This window comes from Bacteroidota bacterium (assembly GCA_018266835.1).
GTDB lineage: Bacteria > Bacteroidota > Ignavibacteria > Tepidaquicellales > Tepidaquicellaceae > JAFDZO01.
This window is the reverse complement of record JAFDZP010000007.1, coordinates 25,690-38,759: the sequence shown is the minus strand read 5'-3', so window position 1 is coordinate 38,759 and position 13,070 is coordinate 25,690. Positions and strand designations below refer to the sequence as shown.

Genomic DNA, 13,070 nt, shown 5'->3' with positions numbered 1-13,070 from the left:
AATATATTTATTGAAAAAATTATTTATAATATTCTTTGAACCATTTTACATATTTCTCAATACCTTCATCGATATCAATTTCCGGTTTGTAACCAACTGCTTCAGAGAGAGCGCTAATATCTGCATAAGTTTTATATACATCTCCCGGCTGCATAGGTAACCATTTTTTTACTGCTGTTTTACCCGTGAACTTTTCGATTACATTTATAAACTCCAGTAGATGAACCGGTTTATTATTTCCTATATTGTAAACCGCATATCCCTGTGAGTTCGGTCCTGCTAACACGACTTTTTGAATTCCGCAAACTATATCATCTATATAAGTAAAGTCACGATATAAATCACCGTTATTGAAGACTTTGATTGGTATTTCATCCATAATGGATTTCGTGAATAAGTAAGGAGCCATATCAGGTCTACCCCATGGACCATAAACAGTGAAAAATCTTAGTCCGGTTGAAGGGAGTTTATGCACGTGATTGTAAGTATGAGCCATTAATTCATTACTTTTTTTAGTAGCAGCATACATGCTTACGGGGAAATCTACTGAATCTGTTTCTGAGAATGGCACTTTCTCATTGTTACCATATACAGATGAGCTTGATGCATATATTAAATGCCTAACATCATTATTTTTACAGCATTCAAGTATATTCAGAAATCCTATTATATTCGAATGTACATATATTTCAGGGTTTGTAATTGAATATCTTACTCCGGCCTGAGCAGCTAAGTGTACAACTGTATCGAATTTTTCTTCCTTAAAAAGCTTACTGATTTTTTCAGTGTCAGTTACATCTAATTTTAGAAATCTATAATTTTTGTATTTAGTGCTTTGAATGGTTTCAGATGAATCATTAATATCAATTCCGGTTTCGGACAGACGGTCAATTTTCAATTGTGTATCATAATATCCATTTATATTATCTAATCCGGTAATAGTAACATCCTGTTCAGATAACAATTTTACAAGATGAAATCCTATAAACCCTGCAGTGCCTGTTATTAATATTTTTTTAGGAGTATAATTCATTAATAAATTTTATAATGTTAATTTATCACATCCATTCTTTGTACCACATCTGAAACATCAATAATCTCCAGATAAGAGAGTTGTAATGCAGCTTATCATTTTCAAACATTTTTACAAGATTTGTGATAAAGTTTGTATTAAATAATCCGGATTCAGACAGTGCTTTTTCATTTAAATAAATTTTTATCAGATAACTTAAATCATTTTTTAGCCAGTTATTGATTGGCAATGAAAAACCGGATTTAGGTCTGTTCATCATAGATTGCGGAACATATTCATGTAAGATATCTTTCAATATGCGTTTCCCTATGTGACCGTCAGATTTATACTCAAATGGTATCTGAGCAGCAAACTCAACTAATCGATGATCCAATAAAGGTTCTCTGCCTTCCAAAGCAACAGACATTGTTGCCCTATCTACCTTTGTAAGTATATCGTTTTGCAAGTACATCTGAAAATTCGCAGCAAGCACAATTTCCATAGCATTTTTATAACCGCCGCTTTCCTGATAAAACCCGTGTGTATATTCTTCGAAGCTTTGATTGAATATACTTTTTCTATAAGATTCCGGAAGGCTGTTCATCATTCGGAATAAATCAATTGCCTGCTGATTGTTATCCGTATTTAGTGCTTTCGAAACACTGTTAATTTTATGTGTTAGACTTATTTTTGAATCAGGAATTAATTTTTCAGCTATCGCGAAAAAGAACTTTGCATTTCCTTTGAATTTAGGAGGAATTCTGTTAATCAAATCCATCTTTTGCCAGAGAGAAACATAACTGTAATATCCGGCAAATAACTCATCTCCGCCATCTGCCGATAAAGCAACAGTAACTTGTTCTCTTGCAAGTTTACTTATTAGCATTGTCGGTATTGCAGAACTATCTGCAAAAGGTTCATCGTAATAGTAAGAAAGTTTTGGAATTATAGACTGTGCTTCAGTTGTAGTACAATAAAATTCTGTGTGGTCAGTTCCTATATATTTAGCAGATGCCTGAGCAAAAGGTGCTTCGTTATTACCTTCACTAAATCCTATTGTAAAAGTCTTAAGCTTTCCTGAAAGTTCTCTCTGAAGTAATGCAGCAACTGCAGTGCTATCATATCCGCCGCTTAAAAAAACTCCGACCGGAACATCAGATACCATTCTGTATTTAAATGCTGATTCAAGAATTTCATGAAGTTCTCTTTTCGCTTCGGGATAACTTAATTTTAGTTTATCTTTTTTGTAAAAATCTCTTACATCCCAATAAGTACTATTTTTTAATTCTTGATTCGATAATCTGAGATTTAAATAATGACCGGGTTCAAGTTTAAAACAATTTTTAAAAATTGAAAATGGGGAAGGAATATATCCGAAATCAAAATATAGAGACAAAGCGCTCAAATCAATTTCCTTCTTAAAGCCTGGATGTTTATGGAAAGATTTTAGTTCAGAGCCAAAGATAAAAATGCCGTCTTTAAAATAATAATAGAGAGGCTTAACCCCGGCTCTGTCACGGATCAAAATAATTTCTTCTTTCTTTTTATCAAATAACACAATTGCAAACATCCCAATAAATCTGTCAACTGCTTTTATACCCCATTCATCATAGGCATGAAGAATTACTTCCGTATCGGAACCCGTATTAAATTTATGACCAAGCTCAACCAATTCCTTTTTTATTTCGAGATAATTATAAATCTCTCCATTATAAGTGATACATAAATCCTTAAAATGCATTGGCTGATGACCGCAGGAAGAAAGGTCAATAATTGATAATCTTGTATGCCCTAAGCCTATTTGAGCGCTGCTCAGATTAAATATTTCTGAGCCGCAATCATCAGGGCCTCGATGGGCAATAGTTTTTACCATTTTGTCTAAAACACCGGAGGGGGTAGTATTATTAAAATCTATGTAACCGGTAATTCCACACATATTATTTTTTATTCTGAATTAATTCTCCAAGCTGAACTGTGCTCAGAAATTCTACTTGAGGCCATCTTTTTATGATTTCCTGTAAAAGTATTTTAAACTTTCTTAAATTATTTCCTCTGTTTTCAGGGGAAATAGTCCCTATAAAATTAACTCTGTGAGTTGAGAGAATGCATGGAGTTTTTAGGAAAAATGCTTCTGAAATATTTTTTAAGCATTGATTAACCCAATCAATTGACTCATCAGAAGAGGGTTCAAAGTGAACATTCCGGACTAAATATTTCTGATTATGAATATTACTTTGTCCGGTGTAATGAAAAATAGATTTGTAGTTGTTTTTATCTAAAATAGGTGAAACCTGATTTCTCTGTCCCTGAATGAAATCTACTCCTGCACTTTTCAAAGATTTTTCAATATCTTTATGCCAGACATAATTTGGAGCAATGAAAGATTTTGGGCGATATCCGAATATCGTTTCAAATATATTTATTCCGTCTGTAAGTGCGTCTTCCACTTCCTGTAAATCTTTAGAAGAATATAAATCTAATGCGGTCAGATAGTGGCCTCTTTTAGAAAATTCAGAATCGGTTTTCAAAGAAAAAAATCCGTAATCAAATCCAATTTTTGTTTGCTGGTGGTTAGATCTTAAAGCATGCATCCAGGTTCTGAAATTGAGATGCTCCCTGCCATGAAATTGCGGAAAAAAGAGTTTGTTTTCAATTCCGCTTCTCATAATCTCCATAGATTCCTTAACTGAGGGATTCTTAACAGAGGACTCTGTTAAAGTTTCATAGAAATAATTTTCAAAATTATGCTCTCTGATCTTATCGAAATCCGGATTTGCTACTAAATAATTAGCAGTCATCACCGGGCTAACGTTAGTTGAATTTTTTACAGAACTTAATACTTCAAACAACATTTCTAAATCTTTTCCGGTCTCTAAGGTATCCAGTCTGTTGTAATGCGAATCCAGCTTAAAACCTTTCTTATCTAAAATATCAAATACTTTTTTGCAAGGCATTCTATTTGTGCCCCAATCATCCGATTCAATTACTAATATCTTACGGCTTGTTTTCCACCCTAAGAAATTAGTAAATCCATTTTTCAGAAATTCAGAATTTAATTGCATGTTTAAAATTTTGTGAAAATATTAATGTCCGACAATTAATTCTGAAAGACTTATACTTGATTGCATAAAAATAAGAATAACCGGGTTTCCCACCAGTAAAAGAGGGTCTACGAAATAGAATCCCGCGCGGCAGGAAAGCAGAACGTGTATTATTAATAATGGCAAAGTGATATATCCCAGTGTTTTTAAAATTCTGTTATGTGGGTTTAATCCTGCTAATATTGCAAGCCGCAGCAAACTGACTAAATAAAATATATAACAAAATCTTCCGATAGAACCGAGATTAAATGTAATTAACGAGATACAAAATATTATAACATGAAAAGGTTCAAGCCTCTCGATAAATTCATTTTTTTTCCACTTAAAAAGACCTGAATATTCAAGAAGGAATATCCCTATAAGAAAGTATAAAAAACCGACACCGTCAAGTTTAACATACCAGTTAGCAACATCATTCTGATCAACTACATCCGAGTAAATATCAACATTAGTATAATTATCGGTTATAGAATCAATCCTTGTCTCATCAAAATTTGAGGTGAGGTTTTTTATAAAATTAAGAGATGTTGTAGCAGTTGTTAAAGAAAAGAAAGCTACCGAGACTAAGATTAAAGTATATGTTAATAATCTGGAAAGCCGAACAAATCTGTATATCAATAATAAAATAACGGGTACTAAAAATGTATAATGTATAAAAACAGAACTGAATGCTATAAAAAAGTAGACTATATCTCCCTTCTTAATAAATTTTATTGCATAAATCATAAATAAAAACAACGCAGTCCAAAATCTTATCCCCGTTACACCTACATAGAACGGCACTGTCAGTAATAAAGCCGCAAAAAATATTTTTTGAATTTTAGATGACTTACCTTCCAGTAAAGAAGCAGCTTCCAGAATAAATTTCAGAACAAGATACGTATAAATTACTGAGACAATACCCCAGAACCATCTTGGATTATCTGTAACTCTGCTTAGTAAAAATTGTAAGGTTAGTGCATAGATATCAGCCTGAGTAGTAACCGTATTTGCATTATAATCTGCCAGTCTGTCAGATGAATATGTGTGTACCAACAGGTACCAGTAATCCGCATAGTCATATTTGCAAACTTCCTCATAACTATCTGCGTAAGAAACAATATCGCCGTTAAAAGCATATACGCTATACCCGAATAGAAAAGCAAACATAAGAATTACAAAATGGTAATTTTTATTTAGTATTTTCTTCGCAGCATATAAAAACCCGGCAAAAGGCCAAATAAAAAAGAATATGTAAAGGGATAATTTATTTCTGGCGTTTCTTATCATCTGATAGGTTTACTATTCAATAGTTTTTTAAATAAATTAATCCACTCATCAGCAATTTTAGAAGCATTGAACTTTTCAACAGCTTTTTGTCCCTCAATGGCTATTTTCATTCTTTCAGATTCATTTGTCATTAATTTTTCCAGTTCTGAAGCATATTCATTTATATCAAATGGTTTGATAACTTTACCTGTAGAGCCATTTTTTATTATTTCATTTAATCCGGTAAAACAATCGAAAGCGAAGGGGACAACTCCGTATGCCTGAGATTCAACTAAAACCATTCCGTAGCCTTCAAAAGCAGAAGTCATACAAAAAAATTTTGCTTTTTCCAGCAGCGCTTTGGGGTCCTGAAAACCATGGAATGTCACTCTCTCTATGTTTTCAGATTTGATTTTTTTCTCTAAATCATTTCTTGCCGGTCCTTCACCGATAACTTCCAGTTTCCAGTCGGGATGTTTTTTATAAAGTAATTTCCAAATTTCAAGTAATAAATCAGTTCTTTTTTGCTGATATTCAATTCTTCCTATATATAATAAAATATTTTCTTTCTTATCTTCGATACCCGGTACAGCTTCATAAGGCGCAGGATTGGAAATAGCTACTACTTTATCTTCAGGTAAATTTTTTACAAAAAACTTAAGCTCTTCTATAAAATTTACCGAAAGCAAAGCAAGTTTATCGGAATTATTGATTATAAATTTAAAGTATCCGGAATGTTTAATCTTAAATTGAATGTTTAGTAAAAACCATCCGATTGGATTATTAATAAGTTTAAAAAATCTATGACTGCCATAACTTTTCGTAATTATATGGCGGTAATTCTTATAAAGACATAAAATACAATTATGGTGTACTGTAATTATTTTTACTTTTTCATTTTTTGCAGCGTTCAACCCTTTCAAAGCAGGAACATTAAAGCCGGCCTGATTAATTATAATATCTATATCGTACTTATTGAGTAATTGTTTTATAAAATTTGTATTCTCCGGTGCAATAAAATTGGTCTCATCTGGAATAAAAAAGTGACGAATGCCGTTAAAGTCTGTCAGCTTTTCATCACCTTTTTTTAAGGACATATAATATACATTACACTCTTTTTTTAAAAACTCCTTCGTTAATGCATAAGTAACAGTGCCAACTCCTCCGGCATTACGGCTAAATTCAGATGTATTTACAAATAAAATATTCAATTAAGCATATTTAAATTGTTGACACCGGGAGAAACTAACTGACTGAACAGGTTTTCCTGGTCTGAAATGTTTAATTTGCTTTGTAAGTCTTGTTTCGTGTTAATTGATATATATTCGTCAGCAAAATTTCTTAAATGTTTAGAATAAATATTATCCGTGTAATGAATAGTCGTGTTTTCCGGTGAAAAAAACATAACATATTTTTTAAAAAATATTGCATCTAAAAGGCTTGTAGAAGTATCACACATTACAATATCGTATTCATCCGAGGTTAGTATAGTATATAAATCACCTGTTATCTTATTAAAACCTGTAAGAGGTTTTTCCATCGATGATTGAAGCGGATGCTCTTTAATGTTTACTGTAAAATTCATGCTTTCCAGATTATTCTTAAACTCTGTAAGTTTTCTAAGACGCTCTCCTCCCATAGGGGATATAGCAATTAAAATTTTGTTGCCAATATCTTTTTTATATTCAAAACTATTTCTGTCATACTGATTGTAAACCGGGTTACCAATTACATAAAATTTTGTTTTCTTTCCCTGATTATATCCCGATAAAACTTCTTTGAAATAATCACTCCAGCAGAGCATAACATCGCACTTAGTGAATCTGTGCGACATTTCTGTAATAATACCCGCTGCATAAATTCCGTGCTGAACTACAACATATTTTGAATTTCTGGATTTTTTACACCATACGTAAAATAGAGTATGGTACTTCATAATCCAGTTAACATCTAAAATATATTTTGGGGAAACAATATTAAGAAATATCGCCATCACTCTGTATCTTAAGCTTGAATTTCTTCCGAAAGGAAAGGTAAGCTTCCAAAGCAAGGTATATTGTGCAAAAAAATACTTTTTTTTAGTTTCGTTATTAATTAAAGGTAAAGTCTGCCTGTGGCGGGTATATAAGATTATTTCTCGTCCTGTAAAAAATCGCAATAAACTATTTAACATCGTTCAATTCATCAGTTATATCAGGTGTCGCTTCGAAACTTAAAGGAGCAACAGTACGGGAATATCTTTTAAAATTCAAAACATCAACAAGAAAAATAAAAATATAAGCTACCATCATTGAAATCGGAAAAATCGATAAACTGTATCCGTTAAGCTTTACTAATACAAAAAGTGAAATGAGCCATGCTGCAATACCTGTAACAAATGAAAAAAGCCTGTCAACATTTTTTTGTATTATCATATAGACATTCGAAAAAACAAGAATGTACCCGACACATCCTGCTATTAACGACCATTGCGCAGCAGGAACACCTTCAAAGTAATTCGGAAAAAATTTTTGAACAAAAAATGGCAATACTTGCCATCCCACAGCAGCAATTCCTGCGCTGATTAAGATTGAAAAAATTATCATCTTCAATGGGATTTTCAGCAATTGCATAAAGGATGCTCCTTTAGCCCAGGCTGCAGCCATTTTAGGAAAGCTGTTACTGCTGATTGCATTTTTAAGAACACCCATGGCATTATCTACAACTACGGAGAGAGTAAACAATCCCAGAGATTTTGTCCCGCCTAAAGAAAGTATTGCAGTTCTCTGAAAGATCGGCATCAATCCATAAACATTTGCCACCCAATAAATCGGCATTCCAACTTTCATAATAGCAATAAAACTTTTCTTATTCCATCTGGGTCCAACTTTAAGAGGGCGCCATTTGAACGCAAAATAAAAATCAACAATACATAATAAACCGGCACGCATACATAATCCGTAAAATCCAAATTTCCATACAAAAACTATACTTGCAAAAGCTGTAACTGCACCTATGATTTCAATGGCAGAAAGTTTGTTAAAATCATTATTGGAGCGGTAGAGGACTTTAATATACTTGGTAATATATAGAGCCTGAAATGAAGTTACTCCGATGACTAAACTGCCTGCGGCATATTCATAGTTCTTTGTAAAAAGAAAATAAATACAACCAAGAATTCCTAATACCATACAAATACCTCCTAACATCAATCCCCAGTAGTTTGAAACAGCTGCCATTTCCTCAGCTTTACTAACTTCATTTCTTCCCATAAAAAAGGGAAGTTCTCTGCTCAATCCGCTCGGTACGCCTGCCTGAACGAGAATTATATAAGAAGTAATTATATTGAAAGAATTGAATAACCCAAGGCTTTCCGGTAATATCCAGCGGGCTACTAAAATACCCGAAGCCATCAACATAACACTGTTGAAGATGCTGGAAAATCCCATGAAAGCAACAGTCTTTCCTGAACTCGCCTTTTTAGTAAATAATGTTCTTAGCATTAAGTATTTATTTGCAATCGTCTGTGCAAGACTCAATCTTTATATTTATCCGAACTAAGTAGATTTAGTATCTTGTCAAAAATAACTTTATGACCTTTTTCATTCAAATGATGATGGTCTTCAATAATACCGTCTCTTGGAAAATCTTCATTAGAAATATATGTAGAATTTCTTCTTAATATCTCGTTGTATGTATTAATTCTTTTTGTTATACCAGGTACTGTTTTTTCATATTCATCACATCCCGGAAGAATACCGATAGTAACAAATGGAACATCCGGAAATACGTTTTTAATTTTTACAACTGTCTCTTCAAACTCTTTAGGATTTGTGTAAGAAATATTTCTATGCTTTCTGAAAAAATTTGTGAACGGATTTACCAATCGGAATATTCTTAATTTAATTACAAGCTGAAGTTCTAACTGACTTAAAGCTCTCGGTGCACAGTCTACAATACCTGAGTGCAATATTACCAGATCTGGATTTGTTAACTTATAATAATTTAAAAGAAGAAATATTTGAGTAATGGTGCCGCCGCCTAAACCTACGTGAATAAATTCAATATCGGGGCGTGCTTTTTTAAGTAAGTTCACATAGGTATCTTCCCATTTTGCAACACCGGTCTTATATTTTCTGGGTAATGATAACGAATCCGTTAAAAATAAAACTCGCATAATCTATAATATAAACGAAAAGGGAATTACTCCCTTTTATTTCCCCCGTAGAAATAAAATTTGTGAGGATGATTAAAATATTAGAAAACTTCTGACTCCTTAAAACCGTTATTGTTTAACAATAAAATTAAACAATAATACTAACAATGATGGAAGTAAATTGTTAAGGTTTAAAAAGATGTTCCCATTTTAATGGAGTACCTGCTTTTATAGCATTAGAAGATTTTTTGCCTAAGACATCTGCAAAAAATTTCGGCAATAAACCATAACCGGGGCGAATTACTCTCAGATTTTCTTCGGAAAATACATCGCCTTCGTTGATATCTTTCGAAACGTAAATTGAACGTTTGTACATTACATTCTCTTTCTCGACTTTTTGTATCCCGTACTTTATTTCACCTAATGCCTGCCATGCTCTTTCAGTCTCTATAACTAAACTTTTCATTTCATGAGGCTCCATAGAAAATGCCGAATCAACTCCGCCTTCTGCTCTGCTTAATGTAAAATGTTTTTCTATCATTACTGCTCCTAAAGAGACTGCTGCAATAGAAACTCCTATACCCATGGTGTGATCAGATAAGCCGATGGGACAAGAATACAAATCCTTCATATGAGGTATAGTTTTCAGATTTGTATTTTCTGGAGTGGCAGGATATGTACTTGTGCATTTTAACAATATTAATTCTTTGCATCCGTTATTTCGTAACACCTGAATGCTTTCGTAAATATCTGCAGGAGTGGAAACTCCTGTAGACATTATAACAGGCTTGCCTGTTTGCGCTACTTTTTTAAGCAAAGGGTGATGGGTATTTTCAAATGATGCTATTTTATATAACGGTGTGTTGAGTGATTCAAGTAAATCAACAGCTGTCTCATCAAAAGGGGAGCTGAAGCAAATCAGTCCTTTTTCATTTGCTCTCTTTATAATAGGTCCATGCCATTCCCAAGGTGTGTATGCTTCTTTATATAACTCATGCAATTCTTTTCCATGCCATAATGAACCTTCCTCCATAATAGTATGAGCACCCTTCATAGTAATTGTATCGGCAGTATATGTCTGCAATTTAACTGCATGTGCGCCGCACTCTGCTGCAGCATCAACTATTGCAAATGCTCTATCAAGAGATTGATTATGGTTACCCGACATTTCAGCAACTATGAAAGGCTTATGATTTTTACCTATAGTAATATTTTCTATTTTTATTTCATCTTTAAACATGGTGATTTTCCGGTTTTAAATTTCCAAATTTTTTTACTTCATCTAAATCGACATTAAATAAATAATCTATAAAAGAAAGATGACTAATGAAATCTTTGAAATTGACCTGATTGTAAACAGGATGCGTAAAATCCTGATACGAAAGTTCAATATTATGTTCAGGAAAAATATTATTCTCATCGATATATAATTTTGAACCAACGGGCGAAAGATATTTATCAGCTCCAAGTTTTTTACAGACATCAATTATTCCTTCAACTTTTTGTCCCTGAACATCCATTTCGCTTGAGAATATAAAATCTTTGGAAATGGAGAGATACTTCATCCCAAGATTTATTAACTCAATATTTAAATCCAATAGGAACTCAGTATTTTTTTGGTAAATATTTTCTAACTCAGGAAATATATCTGAAAAATTCTTTGAACGTGCATAAGAGTGCTTTATAGAATTTAAGTGTTTTGCCGGAATACTTCTGGAATAATCAATCTTTACATCTTTCACTCTTCTTTCCAATCCCTTTTCATGCTTTACCGCCATTGTAAGCATAAGCTCGCCTTCTTTATTCCTTATTCTGTTACGCTGCTGCCACGATTGTTTTTCAAACTGAACGTGGTCATAGATAACGAACTTATCAACATTTCTTATTAAATCAAAATATCCCAGCCATGGTAAATATGTTGGCTGCATTATTGCGCACTTCATCTTTTCTTATTCTGTAAATTTAAATATTATTTTTCTCTTGTACCGATTCTTTTCGCAGGACTTCCTACATAAATTCCCCAAGGTTCGCAGTCTTTGCCGACAAAGCTTCCTGCTCCGATTACGCAGCCTTCACCTATTTTCACAGGCATGATTGTACAGTTAGCACCTATGTAAACATCATCGCCTATTTCAAGTCTGCCGCCTTTAACTTTTGAGTTCTCACCCATACCGTCAACCATCTTCATTCCTTTTTCATGGGAATAAGTTGCTGATAAAAATACTGTACCGGGTCCTGTTGAAACTCTGCTTCCGATTATTGTTAATCCGCCGCCCCATACTACTGTGTGAGGTTGTATATCTGTGTATTCACCGACTATCAATCCTTCACCTGCAAAAATAAATGCAAAGTCACGGACTTTTGTGTGAGCACCTAATTCAACTACATGTGGAAATGCAATTTTTGCCATAGGATAAATAACAACGCCCTCGCCGCATGATTTTAATTTTGATTTAACGTTTTCACCCATTAACTCAAGACCTTCTAATTTTAATTCAGACATAATAGATTCTCCGGTTTAATTTATTTAAAAAATAGATTTGTTTTTTATCCTTCTTTTAACATTGTCTTTCTCTTTTCAACAAGGTATCCAAATTTATTATCTTTACCTTCTTTTATATAATCATGAAGCATATCTTCAAATGAATACTGCGGGCTCCAGCCCAGCTCTTCTTTTGCTTTAGTTATATCATATACAAATGCATCCATCCCATTGTTTTTTTCAGGACGCTCAATTATTATTGGTTCACTGTCATCTCCCCAAAAAACTTTAGCAATTGTTTCTGCTTCTTCACGCAAAGTCAAATATCTTCCGGAGGTAATATTATATAATCCTTTTGCAGTACTGCTGTTAATTGCTTTTACAAACGCATCAATTACATCTTTTATATAAACTATATCTCTTCCCTTATTAGCATCGCCCCATAGCTCAAGCGGCTTGCATGCTATTGAGTTATCTATGAATATCTGAAAACCTGTCTTAATTGGTTTTCCGTCTTTGAAAATTTCAGTATGTGGACCAAAGCCATAAACAGGCGGCAATCTGAAAATTATACTGCTTAATCCGTATTGCGCTGCATAATGAAGGACACAATCCTGCGCAGCTGTTTCTGATATACTGAACATAGCATACTCACCGGTGTATTTTATACTTCTTCCGTCTTCTTCTTTAATTGCTTTATTATCTACCCAAAGTCCCTGTGTGTTTCTGTGTGAGCTTGCGTAAATAATTTTTCCTGTATCATTCTTTTTACAGTAATCAAGAATATTTAGTGTACCTATCACATTAACATTTATGTATGTCTTAGGATCGTAATTCTTAGCGCTTACATTTGCAGGCTGAAATGCAGCAAGGTGAAGCACAGCGTCAAATTTTTCTTTTGGCAGCTTTTCAAATTCTTCCTGCTTTGTGATATCTACATAGATATAAGGAATATTTTTTCCTTTGTAATACTTTTCTCCCGCTTCGTTTATATCGGTAGCGGTAATATCATAATTTTGCTTAGAGAGTTCATCTATCAGATATGTACCCATAAAACCTGCTGCTCCAAAAACTAATATCTTCTTATTCATT

At 33.3% G+C, this 13,070-nt stretch carries 12 protein-coding genes; all 12 read right to left on the bottom strand.

Going from position 1 to position 13,070, the window contains the following annotated elements; translation table 11 throughout:
• Positions 1-19 precede the first annotated feature (19 nt).
• The 12 genes from JST55_16710 to JST55_16655 all read right to left on the bottom strand — a co-directional run bounded on the left by JST55_16710 (position 20) and on the right by JST55_16655 (position 13,069).
• On the bottom strand, positions 20-1,033 hold the full coding sequence (locus JST55_16710) for a GDP-mannose 4,6-dehydratase (protein ID MBS1495150.1): 1,014 nt from the start codon (positions 1,031-1,033) through the stop codon (positions 20-22).
• Between the two features lie 25 nt (positions 1,034-1,058).
• Complete coding sequence (asnB, locus tag JST55_16705; protein ID MBS1495149.1) at positions 1,059-2,948, bottom strand: asparagine synthase (glutamine-hydrolyzing); 1,890 nt, start codon at positions 2,946-2,948, stop codon at positions 1,059-1,061.
• A 1-nt stretch (position 2,949) separates the two neighbouring features.
• Positions 2,950-4,074: a hypothetical protein gene (locus JST55_16700; GenBank protein ID MBS1495148.1), complete on the bottom strand. Its 1,125-nt coding sequence runs from the start codon at positions 4,072-4,074 to the stop codon at positions 2,950-2,952.
• 21 nt (positions 4,075-4,095) lie between these two features.
• Positions 4,096-5,262, bottom strand: coding sequence for an EpsG family protein (locus JST55_16695; GenBank protein ID MBS1495147.1), 1,167 nt, complete (start codon positions 5,260-5,262; stop codon positions 4,096-4,098).
• A gap of 116 nt (positions 5,263-5,378) precedes the next feature.
• Entirely contained in the window at positions 5,379-6,572 is a 1,194-nt protein-coding gene (locus tag JST55_16690; GenBank protein ID MBS1495146.1) for a glycosyltransferase, read from the bottom strand.
• The gene (locus JST55_16685; protein ID MBS1495145.1) at positions 6,569-7,411 is read right to left on the bottom strand and encodes a hypothetical protein; all 843 of its coding nucleotides are present in this window, start codon (positions 7,409-7,411) and stop codon (positions 6,569-6,571) included. Before JST55_16685 ends, JST55_16690 begins: the two co-directional genes overlap by 4 nt.
• Positions 7,412-7,523: 112 nt before the next feature.
• A complete protein-coding gene (locus JST55_16680; protein ID MBS1495144.1) occupies positions 7,524-8,879 on the bottom strand; it encodes a hypothetical protein in 1,356 nt (451 codons plus the stop codon).
• Positions 8,876-9,517: an SGNH/GDSL hydrolase family protein gene (locus tag JST55_16675; GenBank protein ID MBS1495143.1), complete on the bottom strand. Its 642-nt coding sequence runs from the start codon at positions 9,515-9,517 to the stop codon at positions 8,876-8,878. The genes JST55_16680 and JST55_16675 overlap by 4 nt, the downstream gene beginning before the upstream one ends.
• Positions 9,518-9,680: 163 nt before the next feature.
• Positions 9,681-10,736 (bottom strand): pseudaminic acid synthase, encoded by a 1,056-nt coding sequence (gene pseI, locus JST55_16670; GenBank protein ID MBS1495142.1) that lies wholly within the window; start codon positions 10,734-10,736, stop codon positions 9,681-9,683.
• Positions 10,729-11,439 (bottom strand): WbqC family protein, encoded by a 711-nt coding sequence (locus tag JST55_16665; GenBank protein ID MBS1495141.1) that lies wholly within the window; start codon positions 11,437-11,439, stop codon positions 10,729-10,731. Before JST55_16665 ends, pseI begins: the two co-directional genes overlap by 8 nt.
• A gap of 26 nt (positions 11,440-11,465) precedes the next feature.
• On the bottom strand, positions 11,466-11,999 hold the full coding sequence (locus JST55_16660; GenBank protein ID MBS1495140.1) for an acyltransferase: 534 nt from the start codon (positions 11,997-11,999) through the stop codon (positions 11,466-11,468).
• A 44-nt stretch (positions 12,000-12,043) separates the two neighbouring features.
• Positions 12,044-13,069, bottom strand: coding sequence for an NAD(P)-dependent oxidoreductase (locus tag JST55_16655; protein MBS1495139.1), 1,026 nt, complete (start codon positions 13,067-13,069; stop codon positions 12,044-12,046).
• Between the last annotated feature and the right edge of the window lies 1 nt (position 13,070).

Bases quoted from the DNA above. Each gene is read 5' to 3' on its own strand.
- JST55_16655 (MBS1495139.1), bottom strand. From the start codon at position 13,069: ATGAATAAGAAGATATTAGTTTTTGGAGCAGCAGGTTTTATGGGTACA.
- JST55_16675 (MBS1495143.1), bottom strand. From the start codon at position 9,517: ATGCGAGTTTTATTTTTAACGGATTCGTTATCATTACCCAGAAAATAT.
- JST55_16665 (MBS1495141.1), bottom strand. From the start codon at position 11,439: ATGAAGTGCGCAATAATGCAGCCAACATATTTACCATGGCTGGGATAT.
- pseI (MBS1495142.1), bottom strand. From the start codon at position 10,736: ATGTTTAAAGATGAAATAAAAATAGAAAATATTACTATAGGTAAAAAT.
- asnB (MBS1495149.1), bottom strand. From the start codon at position 2,948: ATGTGTGGAATTACCGGTTACATAGATTTTAATAATACTACCCCCTCC.
- JST55_16660 (MBS1495140.1), bottom strand. From the start codon at position 11,999: ATGTCTGAATTAAAATTAGAAGGTCTTGAGTTAATGGGTGAAAACGTT.
- JST55_16695 (MBS1495147.1), bottom strand. From the start codon at position 5,262: ATGTTTGCTTTTCTATTCGGGTATAGCGTATATGCTTTTAACGGCGAT.
- JST55_16710 (MBS1495150.1), bottom strand. From the start codon at position 1,033: ATGAATTATACTCCTAAAAAAATATTAATAACAGGCACTGCAGGGTTT.
- JST55_16700 (MBS1495148.1), bottom strand. From the start codon at position 4,074: ATGCAATTAAATTCTGAATTTCTGAAAAATGGATTTACTAATTTCTTA.